Annotated in this window: 20 protein-coding genes; 4 read left to right on the top strand and 16 right to left on the bottom strand. The window is 65.3% G+C overall.

Annotated elements, in window-relative coordinates:
• The coding region (locus Q0C23_RS06665) for a hypothetical protein (RefSeq protein ID WP_291511591.1) at positions 1 to 720 on the top strand (720 nt) is incomplete at its 5' end.
• A gap of 153 nt (positions 721 to 873) precedes the next feature.
• On the opposite strand, the gene def is transcribed toward Q0C23_RS06665, so the two are convergent.
• Genes def through Q0C23_RS06625 form a run of 8 tightly spaced genes read right to left on the bottom strand, consistent with a single transcriptional unit; the run spans position 874 to position 6,683 of the window.
• Complete coding sequence (gene def / locus Q0C23_RS06660; protein ID WP_291511590.1) at positions 874 to 1,392, bottom strand: peptide deformylase; 519 nt, start codon at positions 1,390 to 1,392, stop codon at positions 874 to 876.
• A gap of 2 nt (positions 1,393 to 1,394) precedes the next feature.
• Positions 1,395 to 1,916 (bottom strand): ACT domain-containing protein, encoded by a 522-nt coding sequence (locus Q0C23_RS06655; RefSeq protein ID WP_291511589.1) that lies wholly within the window; start codon positions 1,914 to 1,916, stop codon positions 1,395 to 1,397.
• 1 nt (position 1,917) lies between these two features.
• A complete protein-coding gene (gene mtnB, locus Q0C23_RS06650; protein ID WP_291511588.1) occupies positions 1,918 to 2,553 on the bottom strand; it encodes a methylthioribulose 1-phosphate dehydratase in 636 nt (211 codons plus the stop codon).
• Positions 2,540 to 3,181, bottom strand: coding sequence for an HAD-IB family phosphatase (locus tag Q0C23_RS06645; protein ID WP_291511587.1), 642 nt, complete (start codon positions 3,179 to 3,181; stop codon positions 2,540 to 2,542). The genes mtnB and Q0C23_RS06645 overlap by 14 nt, the downstream gene beginning before the upstream one ends.
• A complete protein-coding gene (locus Q0C23_RS06640; RefSeq protein ID WP_291511586.1) occupies positions 3,178 to 4,392 on the bottom strand; it encodes a RuBisCO large subunit C-terminal-like domain-containing protein in 1,215 nt (404 codons plus the stop codon). The genes Q0C23_RS06645 and Q0C23_RS06640 overlap by 4 nt, the downstream gene beginning before the upstream one ends.
• On the bottom strand, positions 4,389 to 4,937 hold the full coding sequence (locus Q0C23_RS06635; protein WP_291511585.1) for a cupin domain-containing protein: 549 nt from the start codon (positions 4,935 to 4,937) through the stop codon (positions 4,389 to 4,391). The genes Q0C23_RS06640 and Q0C23_RS06635 overlap by 4 nt, the downstream gene beginning before the upstream one ends.
• Positions 4,934 to 5,731, bottom strand: coding sequence for a peptidoglycan editing factor PgeF (gene pgeF, locus Q0C23_RS06630; RefSeq protein ID WP_291511584.1), 798 nt, complete (start codon positions 5,729 to 5,731; stop codon positions 4,934 to 4,936). The genes Q0C23_RS06635 and pgeF overlap by 4 nt, the downstream gene beginning before the upstream one ends.
• On the bottom strand, positions 5,721 to 6,683 hold the full coding sequence (locus tag Q0C23_RS06625) for an RluA family pseudouridine synthase (protein ID WP_291511583.1): 963 nt from the start codon (positions 6,681 to 6,683) through the stop codon (positions 5,721 to 5,723). Before Q0C23_RS06625 ends, pgeF begins: the two co-directional genes overlap by 11 nt.
• Positions 6,684 to 6,711: 28 nt before the next feature.
• On the opposite strand from Q0C23_RS06625, the gene Q0C23_RS06620 reads away from it, so the two are divergent.
• Entirely contained in the window at positions 6,712 to 7,461 is a 750-nt protein-coding gene (locus tag Q0C23_RS06620) for an outer membrane protein assembly factor BamD (protein ID WP_291511582.1), read from the top strand.
• A 19-nt stretch (positions 7,462 to 7,480) separates the two neighbouring features.
• Here the strand turns inward: Q0C23_RS06620 and Q0C23_RS06615 are convergent, their stop codons facing one another.
• The 7 genes from Q0C23_RS06615 to Q0C23_RS06585 are packed head-to-tail and all read right to left on the bottom strand — an operon-like array spanning position 7,481 to position 15,059.
• Positions 7,481 to 7,819 (bottom strand): P-II family nitrogen regulator, encoded by a 339-nt coding sequence (locus Q0C23_RS06615; RefSeq protein ID WP_291511581.1) that lies wholly within the window; start codon positions 7,817 to 7,819, stop codon positions 7,481 to 7,483.
• Entirely contained in the window at positions 7,816 to 9,468 is a 1,653-nt protein-coding gene (locus Q0C23_RS06610) for an NAD+ synthase (protein WP_291511580.1), read from the bottom strand. Before Q0C23_RS06610 ends, Q0C23_RS06615 begins: the two co-directional genes overlap by 4 nt.
• Before the next feature lies 1 nt (position 9,469).
• Positions 9,470 to 10,342 carry a succinate--CoA ligase subunit alpha gene (sucD, locus tag Q0C23_RS06605; protein ID WP_291511579.1) on the bottom strand — a complete coding sequence of 291 codons (873 nt, stop codon included), beginning with the start codon at positions 10,340 to 10,342 and terminating at the stop codon, positions 9,470 to 9,472.
• On the bottom strand, positions 10,339 to 10,683 hold the full coding sequence (locus Q0C23_RS06600) for a hypothetical protein (RefSeq protein ID WP_291511578.1): 345 nt from the start codon (positions 10,681 to 10,683) through the stop codon (positions 10,339 to 10,341). Before Q0C23_RS06600 ends, sucD begins: the two co-directional genes overlap by 4 nt.
• A 1-nt stretch (position 10,684) precedes the next feature.
• The gene (gene sucC / locus Q0C23_RS06595) at positions 10,685 to 11,848 is read right to left on the bottom strand and encodes an ADP-forming succinate--CoA ligase subunit beta (RefSeq protein ID WP_291511577.1); all 1,164 of its coding nucleotides are present in this window, start codon (positions 11,846 to 11,848) and stop codon (positions 10,685 to 10,687) included.
• A 2-nt stretch (positions 11,849 to 11,850) separates the two neighbouring features.
• A complete protein-coding gene (gene icd / locus Q0C23_RS06590; protein ID WP_291511576.1) occupies positions 11,851 to 13,125 on the bottom strand; it encodes an NADP-dependent isocitrate dehydrogenase in 1,275 nt (424 codons plus the stop codon).
• Positions 13,122 to 15,059, bottom strand: coding sequence for an aconitate hydratase (locus Q0C23_RS06585; RefSeq protein WP_291511575.1), 1,938 nt, complete (start codon positions 15,057 to 15,059; stop codon positions 13,122 to 13,124). The genes icd and Q0C23_RS06585 overlap by 4 nt, the downstream gene beginning before the upstream one ends.
• A gap of 188 nt (positions 15,060 to 15,247) precedes the next feature.
• Here Q0C23_RS06585 and Q0C23_RS06580 point away from each other — a divergent pair, with 188 nt between their 5' ends.
• Positions 15,248 to 17,050, top strand: coding sequence for a SulP family inorganic anion transporter (locus tag Q0C23_RS06580; RefSeq protein ID WP_291511574.1), 1,803 nt, complete (start codon positions 15,248 to 15,250; stop codon positions 17,048 to 17,050).
• A gap of 7 nt (positions 17,051 to 17,057) precedes the next feature.
• Here Q0C23_RS06580 and gltX read toward each other — a convergent pair whose 3' ends face one another.
• A complete protein-coding gene (gene gltX / locus Q0C23_RS06575; RefSeq protein WP_291511573.1) occupies positions 17,058 to 18,461 on the bottom strand; it encodes a glutamate--tRNA ligase in 1,404 nt (467 codons plus the stop codon).
• Between the two features lie 264 nt (positions 18,462 to 18,725).
• Here gltX and Q0C23_RS06570 point away from each other — a divergent pair, with 264 nt between their 5' ends.
• Positions 18,726 to 20,561 (top strand): LysM peptidoglycan-binding domain-containing protein, encoded by a 1,836-nt coding sequence (locus tag Q0C23_RS06570; RefSeq protein WP_291511572.1) that lies wholly within the window; start codon positions 18,726 to 18,728, stop codon positions 20,559 to 20,561.
• Positions 20,562 to 20,574: the final 13 nt, after the last annotated feature.

Raw genomic sequence — 20,574 nt, 5'->3', positions numbered from 1 at the left:
CTCGATCGCATCGTGCATCTGGCGCGGATGATGGGGGCCGCGGGTGACTCCCTGAGCGACGAGATGGTCGGGCGCCTGGCCGGGGTGGCCAGCGATGGCCTCGACCTCCTGGATCGCGTCAACCGCAGCGAACTCAAGGATGCCCTGCCGGCCATCTCCGCCCTGGTCCACAACGGCGACCTCGATCGCATCGTGCATCTGGCGCGGATGATGGGGGCCGCGGGTGACTCCCTGAGCGACGAGATGGTCGGGCGCCTGGCCGGGGTGGCCAGCGATGGCCTCGACCTCCTGGATCGCGTCAACCGCAGCGAACTCAAGGATGCCCTGCCGGCCATCTCCGCCCTGGTCCACAACGGCGACCTCGATCGCATCGTGCATCTGGCGCGGATGATGGGGGCCGCGGGTGACTCCCTGAACGACGAGATGGTCGGGCGTCTGGCCGGCCTCGCCACCGACGCCCTCTGTCTCCTGGACCGGGCTACCCGCACGGGCGTGATGGACCGCCTGCTGAACGTCGCGGAGCAACTGGATCAGCAGCACATCCTGACGGACTTTCTGCAGTGTCTGGAGGGCGCCGCGGCAGAGGCCAGCAAAGCTCCGCCACCCAAAGGCGGAATCGCCGGTCTGTGGGAGATCATGAAGCAGCCCGAGACCCAGCAGACCATCCAGTTCCTCATGCTGGTGGGCAAGCACTTCCGCTCCTGCCAGCTCAAGCACTGATCGCGTAGGTCCAGTTCTCTCGCCCCGCTTGAAGCCCCAACCTCGGTTGGGGCTTTTTTATGCTCCCGGTGGATACTCAGCGCGGCACCGGAGCGACCGATTGGAAATGGACACGTCGCCACCCGACAGCGAACGCGAACGGAGGCGATTGCCTTAGGCCTTGGACTCTTTTTTCTGGTAATTCTTGCGCCGAAAAAGATCGGTCTTGCGCGAGACGAGCCGGTCCAGAAAGAGAAAACCGTCCAGGTGGTCCATCTCGTGCTGCACCGCGCGGGCTTCGAAACCCGCGCACTCGTATACACGGCTACGTCCGTCCAGATCCTGGGCCTGCACCCGGATGCGCTCGGCACGGATGACATTCCCGGTAAAATCGGGCACGGACATGCAGCCCTCCCGTCCCACCGCCATGCCCTCCCAGGCGATGAGTTCGGGATTGATGAGGCAGAGAAAACCGTGGCAGTCGTCGCCCAGCTTTGACCGCACGTCCACCAGTACGATCCGCTGCAGACGGTCTACTTGCGGCGCCGCAATCCCGACCCCACCGGGACCGGCGTACATGGTTTCGGTAAGATCGGCAACGAATCGCCGTAGTTCCTCGTCGAACTGCTCCACGGGCTGCGCCTTGCGATGCAGGCGCGGATCGGGGTAGGTCAGGATGGGGAGCACGGCCATGGTCAGAACATCGCCGTATCGATGGGATGTACCCCGATCTCGATGGCCTCACGGCTCTTGAGGGGCTCCAGCACCTCGCGAACCTCGGCAAGCCCACCGGGCGCCGAGCCCTGGATCACCATGACATAGATGGGACGCTCCGGATTGCCGGACTGCTCGCTCTCCAGCTCGACGATATTGAAGTGCACCGAGGCCAAGGCCTGGGTGACGCTGGCAACGATACCGGCGTGGTCGGCACCGTAGACGGTCACCCGCACGTTGGCCTCGTCCGCGGCCGCCGGCGCGCTGGATATAGGGTCCAGATGGATGCGCAGGTTGAGGGCTTTCATGGCCGGGTCCAAGGCCGTCTCCACGGTGCCGAGATCGCGGCTGTAGTGGATGATCTGCATGATGGTGAAGTAGCCTCCGAGGCGCATCATGGAGGCGTCGCCGATGGCGCAGTCGGCGGTGTGGAGGGCTTGGGTCACGGCAGCGACGATACCGGGGCGGTCCTCGCCGATGACCGTCAACAAGGCTTGGCTCATTTCATTCTCCTAGGGCAAGACTACGGGCCTGAACCAGATAACGAAAACAATACTCCAGCAGCTCCAGATGGTGCCGGGCGGCGTGGGCGTCGCTGCCCCAGGCCGTCAGTCCGTGGCGATGGATAAGCACACCGGGCACACGCGGCCGTTGCCGGGTAAAAGTTTCGTCCATGGCCGCCGCGATGGCCGCCACGTCGACGAAGTTGGGAAAGACCGGCAGAAAGACCTCCGGTTCCGCCTCTGCCACCCCTAGACCCTTCAGCATCTCCAGCGGCGGCAGGCGCAGCGCCCCGTCGCGGGCAAAATGGCCGCAAAGGTTGGCCTCGACGGAATGGACGTGAAAGACCCAACGGGCCTCTGCAAAATGCCGATAAAGGACCTGGTGGATGGCCGCCTCCGCCGAGGGGCGACGGCCGTCTGCGGCCTCCAGGACCCGACCGGAAGCATCGAGACGGACAAAATCCGCCTCCGTCAGCAAGTCCTTGGGACGCCCGCTGGCCGTGATCCAAAAGCTATGGTCCGGGAGGCGGGCCGAGAGATTGCCGGCCGTGCCCAGCATCCAGCCGCGGCGATAGAATTCCCGCGCGCTGGCGGCGAGCATGGTGCGGGGATCGTCGTGGGACTCAGGACGCTGCATGGGTGGGCTCCAGGGCAGGCAGGATATCGAAGAAGGTATCGAAGCGTTCCCAGGCCCGATCCTCGCGCTGCAGATATTCCGCCAGGCGGTCGCGGGCAAAGACGCGCGGACACTGCCGCGCCAGAGCGAGGTCGGTGACGGAATCGCCGATGCAGATGGCCGCGTCCGGCGCGTAGTGGGCGTAGACCGCCGGCTTGCTTACCAGCTCGCCGTCTCCTTCCCAGGGCGAGAAGGGCCGCAGAAAAGCGCCGCTGCGGTCCACTTCCAGACCGTGTACCGCAGCGATGGCGGATCGGAAAGGCTCGAGCACAAGTTCGGCCATGGCCTGGAATCCTCCCGTCACCACCGCAAGAGACCAGCCCGTCGCCTGAGCTTTCTGCGCGAACTCGGCGAATCCGTGACGAAGGCGGGCGGAAGAGCGCACGAAATCCTCCATCTGCGGCCAGGCATCGCTGGGGATGGTCTCGAGAATACGGCGCAAGCCATCGCGCAGGCTCAGACGCAACGCATAAATCTCCGGTAGAAGACGCTCCGACTCGGCCGGCGCGAAACGCCGCAGGAGTGCCACGAAGATCTCGTCCTCGACGATGGTGCCGTCGAAGTCGCAGAAAATCCAACGACCGCTCACGCCCCACCCCACTTTTCCAGGGCGCGGCGCAGGGGCCCGGCGGGAACGGCATCCCGGGCGAAAGACTCGCCACGCTGCCAGCGATCCCAAGCCTCGAAAAAGGCCATTACCCCGGCGCCGATGCCGTCCGGGTGGTCCATGATGCCCGTCCCGGCATTGAGGATGAGTTCACTGCCGTAGTCCTCGAGGATCTGCGGCACCGTTCCGGGCTGGACTCCCGCGGAAGGTACCGGCGCGACACCGTGGGCGCGCAGGGCGGCGACGATGGCTGCCTCATCGGCGGCGGCAAAGGGCAGGCTGCCGTAATGCGCCGGATAGAGGACGGCATCGGCACCGGCGTGGGCCATGAGGGTGCCGAGGACCACGCCGTAGGCGAGACCCCGCTCCGGCGCGCCACAGAGTGCCCCGGCAAAGGCGGGATGGGCGAAGATGGGCACGTCCACCTGCGGGTCCCGGACCAGTGCCTCGAGCACCGCATATCCGTAGGTAAGCACATTGAGGAGCAGGGCGTTGGCGCCCTCCTCCACCAGACGGCGGGCCTGCTCCTGCAAGCTGTGGGCATCCCCCGAGAGATTCACGGCATAAAGCAGATCGTGGCCGCTGCGGTCGCGCCGAGCCTCGATGATGGGGGCACAGGCGCGCCAGCGTTCCAAGGTCGGCGCCTCCGGGAGGTCCGGCAGGATCTCGTCGTCCTTGATGACATCGAGCCCCGCCATGGCTGCTTGGGCGAGGATCTCGGCGTGGCCTGCGGCATCGAGGCCCAGAGCCGGTTTGAAGATGGCCATGAACAAGGGCCGATCCCGGATCCCCAGTCGGTGGCGCAGACCCGCCAGACCAAAGCGTGGTCGCAGTCCATAATCCTCCGGCAGACGCAGGGCCAAGATCCGGGCCGCGCCGCCCAGGGAATACTTGCCGAAGATCATGGTGAGGAGGGCGCCGATGGAGCCGTCGAGGTTGGCGCGGGGAAAGGCGATGGTAGCGATACTGCTACCGTCGTCCTGGGTTTCCAGGCACCGGACCTCGCCCAGGTGGCCGCGCAGCTGGGCTTCCCGATAACGATAGCGGGCATCCCAGCTCCCCGCCGTTTGCCCTACCGCCAGCATGTCCGCCTGCCGTGCGCCGTCGGTACCGGGCGGGAAGCGATAATCCACCTCGATCCAGGAATGCCCCGACGGCAGGGCGCGGGAGCGATCGTCTCCCGGCGGAATCATGGCCGTGGGAAGTCCTGCTGCGGCGTGTCGACGTAGACCGGCGTCCAGCCGCCGCGGGCGCTGAAATAACGCACGGCCTTGATCCGCCGCAGGCCGTTCAGGCGGAACCAGTGCTCGACCCCGGCGGGCACGTGCAGGTAGTCGCCGCCCTCTACCGTCAGCTCCAGCTGGCGACCGTCGGCGAGGACGAAGCCGAAGACCCCCTCGCCGTCGACGATATAGCGGACCTCCTCGTCGTCGTGGCGATGGATGCCGCCAAAACGCCGGTCCAGTGCCTCCAGATCCGGGTGTTCCGGGTGCAGGACCACGAGGTCCCGCTCGCGGTAGCCGCGCTCACGCTGCAAGCGTTGAAAGACCGGGTCGAGGGCGCGCAGCAAGCTTTCCTGTTCGGCGGCGTCCAGAGTCGGGCGCGCCAACAGGGCCTGAACCTCGGAACTTGCAGGCAGGGGTAGCCGTTCCCAGACCACGCCGAGGCTCGCCAGCAAGGCGGTGGGATCTTCTACAGCCGAGTGCGCCGAGGTACTTCCCCACTGCATCCCCTTCATGCACCTACCTCCTTCCAGATCAGGCTTGCCATACGTCCCGTCTGCCCATCCCGACGGTAGGAAAAGAAGCGCGTCGCATCCTCTGCCGTGCACAGCCCCGAGGCCTCCACCGAGGCCACTCCCAGCGCCATGAGCCGGTAGCGTGCCAAGCCCGGAAGGTCGGCCCAGAATCGGTCTCCGTTGGGCGTCTTACCAGGCTGCGCGTCCGACTCCGCCGTGACCGCCGCAAAGAAAGGCTCTGTCCTGGGGTCCTGGGCGAGAAACGCCGCGCGCAGCTCGGCCCCGACCTCGTAGCGCCGCGGTCCAATGGACGGGCCCAAGTATACCAAAATTTCCTTGGCGGCAATGCCCATGGCGGCAATGCCCTGCTCCAGCACTCCCGCCAGGAGTCCGCGCCAGCCGGCGTGAAAGGCACCGATACACTGCCCATCCCGGCTACAGGCGAGTACCGGCAGACAGTCGGCGCTGAGGATGCCGAGGACTACTCCGGGGCAGGTAGAGACGGCGCCATCGGCTTCCGGCGGCGACCATCCGTGCGCAGGCGCCTCCGGGACCTTGACGATGCGCGTACCGTGGACCTGATGCAGCCAGCAAGGCGCGTTGGGCAGGGCCAGCACTTCCTGCAACTGCGCTCGGTTCCGGGCTACTCGCTCTGGGCGGTCACCGACGTGATCCCCCAGATTGAAGCTGGCGAAGGGTGCGGTGCTGAACCCACCGGTGCGCAGACTGATGGCTGCCCGGACCGTGGCTGGACGATCCCACACGGGGAACAGGAAGTCGGCCTCAGTGGCCATTTTGCCCCGCCGAGCGCAACAGCTGCAGGAGTTCCTCCATATCCCCCGGCATGGGTGCCTCCCACTGACAGGAGATACCCGACTCGGGGTGCTCGAGGACCAGACGCCAGGCGTGCAGCGCCTGACGTCGAAAGGCCTGCCAGCGCGCGAGATCGGCAGCGGCCAGAGCCGGCGGCAGAATGGGGCGCCCGCCGTAAAGCGGATCGCCCACCAGAGGGTGCCCGACGTGACGCATGTGCACGCGGATCTGGTGGGTACGCCCACTGGCCAAGCGCAGGCGCAAGAAGCTGTGCCGCGCAAAGCGCTCTACCAGGCGGTAGTCGGTACGGGCCGGCCGGCCATCGCGCCGCACCGTCATGCGTAGGCGATCCTGAGGATGACGGCCGATGGGGGCCTCTACGTGACCGCCCCCCGTCAGGGCACCCTGGACCAGGGCCAGGTATTCCCGATGCATGCTGTGGTCTGCCAACTGGGCGATGAGGGACTGCCGAGCCCGTTCCGACTTGGCCACTACCAGCAGACCACTGGTATCCATGTCCAACCGATGGACGATACCCGCGCGCGGCAGTCGATGGTTGTCCGGACAATGGGCCAGCACCGCATTGGCCAGGGTACCCCGCGGCCGTCCGGCGCCGGGGTGGGTGGCGAGCCCTGCCGGTTTATCGATCACCAGGAGGTGCGCATCCTCGTGGAGGATGGTCAGGTCCATGGCCTCGGCCAGCCAGTGCTCCACGGGCGTCTGAGGGATATGCAGCACCACCGCCTCACCACCGCGGATACGGTAACTGGGACGGTGTGCCGCCCCGTCCACCAGCACGTCTCCCTGTTGCAGGAGGGTCTGCAGGCGGCTTCGGCTGAGCTCCGGCAAAAGTCCGGCCAGCACCGCATCGAGGCGCTGACCAGCGTCCTCTACTGGCAAAGTCAGGGCAAGTTCCGTACTATCGTCGTCCATGGCTCGCCACTATAGACCATCGTTACCCATGCGCAAACGCATCGTTTTTCCCATAGTTGCCAATCTCCTGCTCTTGGGCGTGCTCTCCGGCTGTGCCAGTGACAGCGCCAAGGAGAGTCTGAAGGAGTCCAGTCATCTGTCGGCGGCGGCCATGTATCGGCCGGCCAAGGCGGCGCAGGATCGGGGCGACTACAGCACCGCGGCGCGCCTCTACGAGGAACTGGAAACCCGCTATCCCTACGGTCCCTACGCCGAACAGGCGCAGCTGAACACGGCCTACTGCTATTACAAACAGGGAGACTCCGAAGCGGCGGCAGCGGCGGCGGAGCGCTTCATCAAACTGCACCCCGTCAATCCCTATGTGGATTACGCCTGGTATCTGAAGGGTATCGCCTACTATCAGGCCATACAGGGCGCGCAATGGAACCCCAAGCCCCTGGAAGAATCCTTCGCCACCTTCGAGACCCTGGTGAAGCGTTGGCCCAACAGTGCCTACGCAGCCGATGCGCGCCTGCGCATGGAAAAGATCATCGATATCCTCGGCCAGCGCGAACTGGATATCTGCAAGTTCTATTATACCCGCCACGCCTACGTGGCAGCGGCCAACCGCTGCAACGACGTAGTCACCCGCTATCAGTTGAGTCCGGCCCGGGAGGAGGCGCTCTATTACCTGAGCCTATCCTACCGCCACATGAACCTGGACGGTCTGGCCAAGACTACCGCCGCAGTACTCAAGGCCAACTATCCACAGAGCAAGTACCTCAAGGATCTACACTGAGGCCCAGCGCGGTCACTGCCTAGACCGCCTCGTCGCCCTCTTCACCGGTCCGAATACGGATGACCCGCTCCACCGGATAGACGAAGATCTTGCCGTCACCGATCTTGCCCGTGCGGGCGGCCTCCTGGATGGCGTCCACGGCCCGCTCGGCAAGGTCGTCGGGCAGCACCACTTCGATCTTCACCTTGGGCAGAAAGTCCACCACATATTCGGCGCCGCGATAGAGTTCGGTGTGCCCCTTCTGTCGGCCGAAACCCTTGACCTCGGTGACCGTCATGCCAGCGATGCCCAGCTCCTGCAATGCCTCGCGGATGTCATCCAGCTTGAAGGGTTTGATGATGGCTTCGATCTTTTTCATGTTGACTCCTCCGTGGCGCAGTGTGGGGTCCAAGGCCTGAATCCATTGGTAATGGGATAGCGCCGATCCTTGCCGAAGGCAAGAGGGGTGATGCGCACCCCCGGCGCTCCCTGGCGACGCTTGTACTCCGCCATCTGGATGAGGCGCAGGACGCTCGCGACGGTGGCCGGCGCGTGGCCCATGGCGACGATCTCAGCCATGCTGCGATTCTCCTCCACGTAGGCGGTGATGATGGCGTCCAGCTCCGGATAGGGTGGCAGGCTGTCCTGGTCGGTCTGCCCCGGCGCCAGTTCCGCGGTAGGGGCGCGGGTCAATACCCGCTCGGGGATGACCGGACTGCGGTGGTTGCGATACCGCGCCAGAGCATAGACCAAGGTCTTGGGGCAATCCTTGATGAGGGCAAAGCCGCCCGCCATGTCGCCATAGAGGGTGGCATAGCCCACCGCGATCTCGCTCTTGTTGCCGGTGGTGAGGAGCAGGGGCCCGAACTTGTTGGAAAAGGCCATGAGCAGCGCCGCCCGGATGCGGGCCTGGAGATTCTCTTCGGTGGTGTCGGCGGCACGTCCGGCAAAGGTCTCGCTGAGACTGTGCTGGTAGGCGGTGAAGAGCTCGTGGATGGGCAACAGATGACTGCGCACCCCCAGGGTCGCCGCCTCGGCTTGGGCGTCTTCGATGCTCATCGGCGCCGTGTACGGCGAGGGCATGATCAGGGCATCGACCCGCTCCGGGCCGAGGGCGTCCACAGCGATGGCGAGGGTCAGGGCACTGTCCACCCCGCCGGAGAGCCCCAGCACGACGCCGGGAAAACCGTTTTTTTCCACGTAATCCCGCAGGCCCAGAACCAAGGCGCCGTAGACTTCCGCCAGATCGTCCAGAGGCAGCGCTGCCGGTGTCGGACTGCTGCACACCGCGACCGTCCCCGCGGCGCTCCGCTCGATATCGAGAAGCAGCAGGTCCTCGCGAAACTGCGGCGCTCGTCCCTGCACCCGACCCGTGGCATCCACGGCAAAGGAAGCGCCATCGAAGACCAACTCGTCCTGCCCGCCCACGGCGTTGGCGTAGACCAGGGGCAACTGCGTGCGGCGCGCCTGCCGCGCCAGCAACTCCTCACGCTCCCGCTGCTTGCCCCGGTGATAGGGTGAAGCATTGAGCACCACCACGAGCTCGGCTCCCAGGGCCTGACTCGCCGCCAAGGCGTCGTCGCCGCACCAGATGTCCTCGCAGATGAGCACGGCCAGCAAAAAACTGCCCAGGGGCAGGATCACCGCCTGCTGGCCGGCCCGAAAATAGCGCAGCTCGTCGAATACACGGTAGTTGGGGAGGCAGTGCTTATGGTAGCTTGCAACGACCTGCCCGCCCTGCAGGAGACTTGCGGCATTGTACAGAGCCCCGCCGTGCCGCTGGGGATGGCCGACCAATATGGGTAGGGGACAGCGCCGGGCCAGATCCTGCAGTCCGGCGTCGCAGCAGTCCAGAAAATCGCGACGCAGCAGGAGATCCTCGGGGGGATAGCCGCACAGGGCAAGTTCCGGCGTGACCAGCAGCTCGGCGCCAGATCCTCGAGCCTTCTCGGCCATCTCCAAGAGACGGCGGACATTGCCCGCCACATCTCCGACCCACAGGTTGCTCTGGGCAATGGCGATACGCACGCTAACGCCCCAGAACCTCGGCCGCCTTCTGGCCCATCTCTGCCGGCGAATGGACGCAGTGGACACCGGCAGCCGCCAGCACGGCATACTTCTCCGCCGCCGAGCCGCTGCCGCCATCGATGATGGCACCGGCGTGACCCATGCGCTTGCCCTTGGGTGCCGTGGCACCGGCGATGAAAGCCACCACCGGCTTACGCATGTGCTCGCGGATGAAGACGGCGGCGTCCTCCTCCAGACGTCCGCCGATCTCACCCACCATGAGCACGATCTCCGTCTGTGGATCCTCCTCGAAGAGGGTCAACACGTCCACGAAGTTCATGCCGATGAGGGGATCGCCACCGATGCCGACACAGGTGCTCTGCCCCAGACCCAGGCGGGTGGTCTGCTCCACCGCCTCGTAGGTGAGGGTTCCGGAACGAGAAACGATACCCACCCGCCCCGGGCGATGGATGGCACCGGGCATGATGCCGATCTTGGACTCTCCTGGGGTGATGATACCCGGACAATTGGGGCCAATGAGCCGGGCGCGGCTCCCAGCCAGATAGTGGCGGACGGCCAACATGTCGTGGATGGGAATCCCCTCGGTGATGCAGACGATGAGTTCGATGCCAGCCGCAGCCGCCTCGACGATGGCATCGGCAGCAAAGGGCGAGGGCACATAGATCACGCTGGCGGTGGCACCCGTAGCCGCCACCGCCTCGGCGACGGTGTCGAAGACCGGGAGCCCCAGATGCTCGCTGCCACCCTTGCCCGGAGTCACCCCGCCGACCATGCGCGTACCGTAGGCCATGGCCTGCTGAGAGTGGAAGCTGCCCTGTTTACCGGTAAAACCTTGGCACAGGACGGCGGTATCGCGCTGCAAGAGGATACTCATGGCAAATGGGTCCAAAGCAAGATGACAAGAACCAGGGTCAGAAGCTGCCCCAGTAGGATGAGAATCAGATAGGGGTTGCGCCGGCGCGGTCCGAGGCGGGCAAGTTCCTGGCGCAGACCCTGGATCTCCTGGCGCAATGCCTCCACCTCATCGGCCTGGGCCAGGCCGCGGAGTCGTTCGTCCAGGATCTGATCGAGGATGACGGCCGTCTCGGCCAGGGTCTCGGCAGTCTTCTTGTCGGCCCCTCGTTTCACGTAGACATCCGCCAGACGCGTGATCAGCGGGCCCGACTGGCGCAGGAGGGGCCAGAGACGCTGCAACCAGAGAACGTTGATACCCACGTCAGCCGACGGCGGCCGCCACCGCCTTGGCCGCCGCATCGTCCAGGCCCTCAGCGGTGATCAGGGATAGACCACTGTCGCGTAAAAGGGCGAGCCCCTCCTCGCGATTGGTGCCCTCCAGGCGCACCACCACCGGCAGGTGGATGCCCACCTCCCGGGCCGCCTGCAGAATACCCTGGGCCAGGAGATCGCAGCGGGTGATGCCACCGAAGATGTTGACGAGTATGGCGCGCACCCGCTGGTCGGAGAGGATGAGCTTGAAGGCCTGGGTGACCTTGTCCGCCGCGGCACCGCCGCCCACGTCCAGGAAATTGGCAGGCTCGCCGCCGTGCAATTTGATGAGATCCATGGTGGCCATGGCGAGGCCTGCGCCATTGACCATGCAGCCGATGTTGCCGCCCAGGGAGATATAGTTGAGGCCAAACTGGCGCGCCGTGATCTCCCGCCCGTCCTGCTGGGTGGAGTCGAAGAGCTCATCGGATTCGGGGTGGCGGTAGAGCGCGTTGTCGTCCATGCTGATCTTGGCGTCCAGAGCCACCAGCCTGCCCTCGGCCGTCAGTGCCAGCGGATTGATCTCCAGCATCAGGGCATCCAGCTGTGGCGCGAGCCGCGCCATGGCCTGCATGATTCGCACCAACTGCTGCACCACCCCTGGCTCCAGGCCCCAGGCAAAGCCCAACTGCCGACCCTGAAAGGGAAGAAAACCCACACGCGGGTCGATGCCGATGGAGTGGATGGCATCCGGCCGCTCCCGCGCAAGTTCCTCGATCTCCACCCCACCCTGATCGGAGGCCACGAAGCGCAGACCGGCGCTGGCCCGATCCACCACCAGAGCCAGATAGAACTCGCGCAGGATGGCGCTGGGCTCCTCGATGAGCAACGCCGCCACGTGCTGGCCCTCAGGTCCCGTCTGGGCCGTCACCAGCGGCTTGCCAAGGAGCGCCTGAGCCGCCTGCTCCACTTCGGCGATGCTGTCCACTACCCGCACGCCGCCCGCCTTGCCCCGCCCACCGGCGTGTACCTGGGCCTTGACTACCCAGCGCGGCCCACCCAGCTCGCGCGCCTGATTGATGGCCTCCTTCAAGGAAAAGGCCGGTATTCCGCGAGGCACGGCCACCCCGGCTTCGGCCAGGAGACGTTTGGCCTGATACTCGTGCAGGTTCACCGTCAGGCCTCCACCCGCCGGCACAGGGCGTCGGTAAATTCGATCGTCGACAGAGCCGGTACATCGCCGCGCAGGGCCGCAAGATCCGCGGTTACCTCACCGGCACCGATGGTTGCTTCCATGGCACTGAGAATACGCGTGGCGGCCTCCGACCAGCCCAGGTGTTCCAGCATCATCACCGCCGAAAGGATCAGGGAGCTGGGATTGGCGCGGCCCTGGCCGGCGATGTCCGGTGCCGTGCCGTGGGTCGCCTCGAAGATGGCGTGGCTGTCGGAGAGATTGGCCCCCGGCGCCATGCCGATGCCGCCCACTTCCGCCGCCAGGGCGTCGGACAGGTAGTCGCCATTGAGGTTAAGGGTGGCGACCACCGAGTAAAGTTCCGGTCGCAGCAGGATCTGTTGCAGAAAATTATCGGCGATGACGTCCTTGATGATGAGCTTGCCCGCCGCCACCGCCGCTTTCTCCGCCGCCTCGGCTGCGGCCTTGCCCTCGCTCTTGGCGATGGCCGCCTTCTGCCGCCAGGTAAAGACCTGCTCGCCGTACTCCCGCTCCGCCAGAGCGTAGCCCCAGTCGCGGAAGCCGCCCTCCGTGAACTTCATGATGTTGCCCTTGTGCACGAGGGTCACCGACGGCCGACCCTGCGTCAGGGCGTACTGGATGGCACGGCGGATGAGGCGCTCCGAACCTTCCCGCGAGACGGGCTTGATGCCGATGGCGGAGCTTTCCGGAAAGCGGATCTTCCGCACCCCCATCTCCTCTTGCAGGAAGGCGATGAGGCGGCGAGCTTCGGGACTTTCCGCCGGCCACTCGATACCGGCGTAGATGTCCTCGGAATTCTCCCGAAAGATCACCATATCGACCTTTTCCGGTTCCCGCAGCGGACTGGGGGTTCCGGCAAAGTAGCGCACCGGCCGCTGGCAGACGTAGAGATCCAGATCCTGGCGCAAGGCCACGTTGAGGCTGCGCATGCCGGTGCCGACGGGGGTCTCCAGCGGGCCTTTTATGGCCACGTGGTGGGTACGGATGGTCTCCAGGGTCGCGGCGGGCAGCACCTGATCGGCACCCAGCTCCGCTACGGCCTTCTGTCCTGCCAAAAGCTCCTTCCAGACAATGGCGCGGGAACCGCCGTAGGCTTTGGCCACCGCCACATCCACCACCCGACGCATGGCCGGACTGACATCCACACCGATACCATCCCCTTCGATGAAGGGGACGATGGGCCGATCCGGCACCTCCAGGCGCCCCGCTGCAAAGCGGATGAGATCGCCGCCGCTCACGCGCTTTTCTCCAGCATCTGACTGGCCCAGCTCAGAGCGCCGCCACTGCGGATGAGCTCCAGATCACGCTCGCTGGCCAGCTGCGGCAGTACCGCAAATTCGAAGCCCTGACTGCGATCCTGCAGCGTCAGAGGCTGACCCAGGGCGAGTCCTGCGATATCGAGGCTGAGTTCATCCCCCGCCTGAACCCGCTCATAATCTTCGGGGTGCACGAAGGTCAGCGGCAGAATACCGAAGTTGATGAGATTGGCCAGGTGGATACGGGCAAAGGACTGCACCAGCACCGCCCGGACACCCAGATAACGCGGTGCCAGAGCGGCGTGCTCGCGACTGGAACCCTGCCCGTAGTTCTGCCCGGCGACGATGAAGCCTCCGCCCAGGCGCTTGGCCCGCTCGGCAAAATCCGCATCCACGGCGTGGAAGACGAACTGCGAGATGGCCGGAAGATTGGAACGCAGCGGCAGCACCTTCGCGCCCGCCGGCATGATGTGATCGGTGGTGATATCGTCTCCCAGACGGATGAGCACCGGTCCCTCGATGCGCGCTGGGGGCGGACTGCTCTCGGGCAAGGGCGCGATATTGGGTCCGCGCAGAATCTCGACCTTGGCGCCATCGGCGGCGGGCGGGACGATCATGCGATCGTCCACCAGGAAATGACCCGGCAACGGCACGGTGATGGGTGCCATACCCAGATCCCGCGGGTCCGTGATCACCCCCGTCAAGGCACAGGCGGCACAGGTCTCGGGGCTCGCCAGATAGACGGCCGCATCCTTGGTGCCGGAGCGCCCCTGGAAATTGCGATTGAAGGAGCGCACCGAGACGCCTCCGCTGGGCGGTGCGAAGCCCATGCCGATGCAGGGTCCGCAGGCCGACTCCAGGATACGGGCGCCGGCCGCGATGAACTTGAGCAGCCCGCCATCCTGGGTGACCATCTCCATGACCTGACGGGAGCCAGGGGAAATACCGAGACTCACGCCCTCCGCGACCACCCGACCGTCCAGCATGGTGGCCACGGTCATGAGGTCGGTGTAGGAAGAATTGGTGCAGGAACCGATGGCCACCTGGGCCACAGGCGTGCCGGCCACCTCCCGGACGGTCTTGACATTGTCGGGGCTGTGGGGACAGGCGATGAGCGGCTCCAGGGCGTCCAGATCGATCTCCAGAACCTCGTCGTAGGACGCGCCTTCATCGGGCAGCAGCTCCACCCAGTCGGTCTCCCGCCCCTGCGCCGCCAGATACTCGCGGGTCACCGCGTCGCTGGGGAAGACACTGGTGGTCGCCCCCAGTTCCGCGCCCATGTTGGTGATGGTGGAGCGGGCCGGCACATTGAGGCTCGCCACGCCTGGACCAAAATACTCGAAGACCTTTCCCACCCCGCCCTTGACGGTCTTGCGCCGCAGCACTTCGAGGATGATGTCCTTGGCACTCACGAAGGGCTGCAGGCGCCCCGTGAGATGCACGCCTACCACCTCGGGCATCTTCAGATTGAAAGGCAATCCGCCCATGGCCAGGGCGATGTCCAGACCGCCGGCGCCGATGGCCAGCATGCCGGCACCGCCAGAGGTTGGCGTGTGCGAGTCGGAACCCAGCAGGGTCTTGCCTGGGCGGGAGAAACGCTCCAGATGCACCTGGTGGCAGATGCCATTGCCGGGACGAGAAAAGTGAATACCGTATTTGGCCGCGAAGCTCTGCAGGAAGCGATGGTCGTCGGCGTTCTCGAAGCCCGATTGGAGCATGTTGTGATCGACGTAGGAGACCGATAGCTCCGTACGCACCTTGGGCAGCTTCAGGGCCTCGAACTGAAGGTAGGCCATGGTCCCCGTGGCATCCTGGGTCAAGGTCTGATCGATGCGCAGGGCAATGGGGCTCCCCGGTTCCAGAGTGCCACGCACGAGGTGTGCGGCGATGATTTTCTGGGTGACGTTCCGGGGCATGGGCAAACTCCTCTGGATGGCCAACGGTGGAAGACGATTGTAGTCCTAGGGCCGCCATGATCGCAAAATCGCGCCGGCGGCGCCACGTATGCCGCTCCGTGACAGCGCACGACGCTTTGGTTACCATGTCGCACAAAGAATCTTTGCCGGAATGCCCAAAATGCGTCCGGCCTGTGGAAGGAGCGTCCATGTCCCGCACGATGTCGGTCAATCCCCTGTGGCTGTTTCAGATCTTTCCCTGGCTGCGCTGGTGGCCCCGGGTGGGGCGGGAGTCTCTGCGCGCCGATCTCATCGCCGGACTCACGGGAGCGATCATCGTCCTGCCCCAGGGCGTGGCCTTTGCGGTCATCGCCGGCCTGCCCCCGGAGTATGGGCTCTATACCGCCATGGTCCCGGCCGTCATCGCCGCCCTCTTCGGCTCTTCCTGGCACCTCGTCTCCGGGCCTACCACGGCCATCTCCATCGTCGTCTTCGGCGCCCTCAGTGTGATGGCCGAGCCGGGGACCGCGCACTACATCGAGCTGGCCCTGACCCTGACCTTCCTCACGGGTCTTTTTCAGCTGGCCATGGGCGTGGCGCGTCTGGGCGCGGTGGTCAACTTCATCTCCCACACCGTCGTCGTCGGCTTCACCGCCGGCGCGGCCATACTCATCGCCAGCAGTCAGATCAAGAATTTCTTCGGGGTGGACCTGCCGCGAGGGGCGGGCTTTGCGGAAACTATCTGGACCTTCGTCCATCGGCTCTCGCAGATCAACCCCTATGTTCTGACCGTCGCCGTTGTCACCCTGCTCACGGGTATCCTCATCCGCCGCTATGCACCGCGCCTGCCATACATGATCGCGGCCATGTTGGCTGGCAGCCTGGTGGCCTTCCTCTTCAACCATTTTCTGGGCGACGCGCGCACCGGCATCCGTCTGCTGGGGGCCCTGCCAGCCCAGTTACCGCCCCTGTCCCTCCCGGATTTCGACCCCAAGGCCCTCAGTCAGCTGGCGCCCGCCGCCCTGGCCGTGGCCATGCTCGGCCTGACGGAGGCCGTGTCCATCGCCCGCGCCGTAGCGGCGCGTGCCGAGCAGCGCATCGACGGCAATCAAGAGTTCATTGGCCAGGGTCTATCCAACATCGTGGGCAGTTTCTTCTCCTCCTACGCCTCCAGCGGCTCCTTCAACCGCTCCGGCCTCAACTACGAGGCGGGCGCCCGCACGCCATTGGCGGCGGTTTTTGCCTCTATCGTGCTGGGCATCATCCTGCTGCTGGTGGCCCCGCTCATGGCCTACCTGCCCATCGCCGCCATGGCCGCCGTGCTCTTTCTGGTGGCTTACGGACTCATCGATTTCCACCACATCGGCGAAATCCTGCGGGCCAGCAAACGTGAAACCGCCATTCTCCTCACCACTTTTCTCTCGACGCTTTTCGTCCAGCTGGAATTCGCCATCTATCTGGGCGTCATGCTCTCCCTCATCTTTTACCTGCTGCGCACCTCCAAACCCAATGTCGCAGCGGTGACACCGGACCCCGAAAGCCCCTATCGCCCCCTGGTGACTCGGGCCGATCTGCCGCAGTGCCCGCAAGTACTCATGGTGCGCATCGATGGTTCGCTGTTCTTTGGCGCCGTGAATCATGTGGAGCAGCGCTTGGGGGAATTGGCGCAACAGTATCCAGAGCGGCGCATTCTCGTGATCAATGGCCGCAGCATCAATTTCGTGGATATCGCGGGCGCCGAGACCCTGGTACAGGAGGCGCGTCGCTGGCGGCGCCGCGGCGGCGATCTGTACATCTACGGCCTGAAGCCTGCCGCATTGGCCATTCTGGAGCGCGGGAAATTTCTCGAGGAACTGGGACGGGAGCGGGTCCTGTCGAGTCGCGACGAAGTGATCCGCCGCGTCTACCCGGGCCTGGATCGGGACATCTGCGCCGGCTGCGACGCACGCATCTTCACCGAATGTCGGCAGGGCGAGACCAAGGTACAGCGTCTCGCCAGCGCACGGGGCTAGTAGCGCCCTATTCCGTCCAGGCGAGGGCCTGGCGCAGACGTCTGAGGCTTTCCTCCCGCCCCAGGATCGCCAGGGTCTGGTCCAGGGGAGGGGAGACGGCGCAACCGGCAACGGCGACGCGCAGCGGCTGCGCGATCTTGCCGAGCTTGCCCTCGGATTCCACGTCGGCGAGGGCCTGCAGGGCATCGTGGAGACTCGTAGCCGTCCAGTCGGGGAGCTCGGCCAGGTGCTCCGCGGCCCTGCGCAGGAGCTCGCCGCGGCCGCGTAGGTGCTTGTCCCGATCCGCGGCCACCGCCTCGGTGGGCGCCCGATAGAAAAACAGGGCACCCCGAGCCATGTCCACCAGGGTCTTGGCCCGCTCGCGCAGCGCCAGCACCACCTGCTCCAGTTCCGGCCCCGCCCGCAGGCAGGCGGCGTCGATACCCTCGCGCTGCAGGTAGGGCCATAGGCGCTGCGCCAGGTCTGCGGGCGGCATGGCCTGGATATGCTGTGCGTTGAGCCAGAGCAGCTTCTCCGGATTGAAGGCGGAGGCCGCCTTATGGACGTCTTCGATGCGGAAGTATCGAATCATCTCGTCCATGTGGAACACTTCCTGATCGCCGTGGGCCCAGCCCAGGCGCAGCAGGAAATTGAGCAGAGCCTCCGGTAGGTAGCCCTGCTCGCGGTATTCCAACACGCTCACCGCACCGTGGCGCTTGGACAGTTTCTGCTTGTCTGGGCCAAGAATCATCGGTACGTGGGCATAGACCGGCGGCGTCGCGCCCAGGGCGCGCAGGATCTGGATCTGCCGCGGGGTATTGTTGAGGTGGTCGTCACCGCGGATGACGTGGGTGATACCCATGTCCCAGTCGTCTATCACGACACAGAAATTGTAGGTCGGGGTGCCGTCGGCGCGGGCAATGATGAGGTCGTCCAATTCTGCATTCTGGAAGCGCACGGTGCCGTGGATCAGATCCTCCACCACGGTCTCGCCCTGGTCGGGGCTACGGAAGCGCACCACCGGTTGTACCCCTGGGCGGGGTTCGTGACGATTGCGGCAGCGTCCGTCGTAGCGTGGTTTTTCCTTGCGCGCGCGCTGCTCCTCACGCATCGCCTCCAGCTCCTCCTTGCTGCAGTAACAATGGTAGGCCGTGCCCGCTGCCAGCATCTGCGCCAGCACTTCGCGATATCGATCCATGCGCTGGGTCTGGTAGAAAGGCCCGGCATCCCAGTGCAGACCCAACCACTCCATTCCCTCGAGAATGGCCGCCGTGGCCTCCGGCGTGGAACGCTCGAGGTCGGTATCCTCGATGCGCAGGATAAAGCGTCCACCCAACCTGCGCGCATGGAGCCAGGAGTAAAGAGCGGTACGGACCCCACCGATGTGTAGATAGCCGGTGGGACTCGGAGCGAAACGCGTACAGACCGTCATGGAGCTTCCTGAAGATCGCAACGAAAGCGCAAGCATAGCAGCATGTGCCCCGCACTCCTAAGTGTGCGCCCATAGGATTGACGCGGACAAAGTCTTGCGCCTACTATCGATCGTCAATAAGTTCTCTTAAGGGTCCCCTGTCTTAATTTATATTTAGTCCAGACTTGCCCCATGGCGGGGAGCGAGTCGGGCCTGCCTGGAAGGAGTCACATGAGAAGACGCTTGATCGTTATTGCAACGGGTTTGGCGTTAGCTGGTAGTCCTATGGCCTGGGCGGCATCTCAAGACATAGGTCTGCACACTACCGAACCCGCCCAGGATCTGAGTGCGGCCCTGCAACAGCTGTCCCAGGATGCCCAGCCCACGGTAGCCGGACCGCAGAATCTCGACCTTACGACATCGACGGACCCCACGCTTGCCGCAAGTGAGGGCACGGCCGCGCAGAGCGGCGGCAGCGGCTCGGCGACAGGCGGCGCCGGGCTCATGGCGGCGGTGGAGTCCCTGCGCTCCGGCGACCCACTGCTAGGCAAATCCGACGATGGTCGAGTGTGGACGACCATCGTTCAGGGTTTCCGCATCAGCAAGGTGTCGCGCAGCGAGGTGGATCAGTGGCGCAGCTGGTTTTTGCAGCATCAGGGCAAACTCGAGCAGATCCTGAACAACTCCCGTCCCTTTCTCTACTATGTGGCCACCGCGGTAGCGCAGCGGGGCATGCCCATGGAACTGGCGCTGCTGCCGGCGATCGAAAGCGGCTATAATCCCAAGGCCTTCTCCCCTGCCGCTGCGGCGGGGCTGTGGCAGTTCGTGCCGGGTACGGCGCGCAACTTCGGTCTGCAGAATACCCGCTGGGGTGACCCACGTCTGAGCCTGACCGCATCCACCAACGCGGCCCTGGACTACCTCTCGTATCTGTACAACTACTTCGGCGGTAACTGGCTGCTGGCCATCGCCGCCTACAATGCCGGACAGGGCACCGTGTCGGCGGCCATCCAGCGCAATGTGGCGGCGGGCAAGCCTACGGATTTCTGGAGCCTCAATCTCCCTCAGGAAACCGAAAATTACGTGGCGGAACTGCTGGGGCTTGCTCAGGTCATCGAAAACGCCAAGGCCTACCACGTCAGCCTGCCGGCCATACCGAACCAGGCGCACATCGCTGTGGTCACCACGCCCAAGACGGTGGCACTGAACGTCGCCGCCAAGCTCATGGACATGCCCGTGAATGAGCTGCAGCACCTCAATGCCGGCCTGAGCTACGGAGTGGCGCCCGCCAACTATCAGTTGGTGGTGCCCAAGGACAAGGCGACGCAACTCAAGGAGGCCTTGCTGACCCTGCCCGAGACGCCGGCTCCGCAACCGGCCCCAGCTGCCGCGCCCGCGCCGCATCTGCGCTACGTCTCCGTTCGGCCGGGCGACACCCTGTCGCTCGTGGCGCAGCGTTACGGCGTCCAGGTAGCGCAGTTGCAGCGCTGGAATCATATCGCCTCGCCGCGAGCCCTGCGCGTCGGTCAGCGTCTGGTGGTCTACGGCGGCGCCCCGGTAGCGTCAAACGGCGGCGGCGCCATCACGGTTCGACCCGGCGAGAGTCTCTGGCAGATCGCCCAGCGCGCCGGCGTGAGTGTGACAGCCCTGGCGCGCGCCAATGGTCTGACCAAAGCCAGCATGCTGCACCCAGGGCAGGTGTTGCAGCTGCCTGGTGGCGGTGCGGGCGCCCCGGCTCGCGCTACCCCCGCCGTCTATACCGCGCGGGGAGGTAGCATCACCGTACGTCCGGGCGAAAGTCTCTGGCAGATCGCCCAGCGCGCCGGTCTCAGTGTGACGGCCCTGGAGCGCGCCAACGGCCTCAGCCGGTCCAGCATGCTGCACCCTGGGCAGGTGCTGCGCCTGCCGGCGGTAGGCACGGAGGTAGCAGCCATCAGCCCGGCGCAGGAGCGTGCAGCGACGGCGGCCCACCCCACCACCTATGTGGTACGGCCGGGGGACAGCGTCTGGCAGATCGCCCAGCGCTTTCACGTCTCGCCCAAAGCGGTGGTACAGTGGAACCGCTTGGCCTCGGCGCAGGACATCCGCCCCGGGACGCAGCTCACCATCTATACGCGCTGATTGCAGGAGCAGA

It is taken from the genome of Acidithiobacillus sp., assembly GCF_023256195.1.
Lineage (GTDB): Bacteria > Pseudomonadota > Gammaproteobacteria > Acidithiobacillales > Acidithiobacillaceae > Acidithiobacillus_A.
This window is presented reverse-complemented; position numbering and strand designations above follow the sequence as displayed.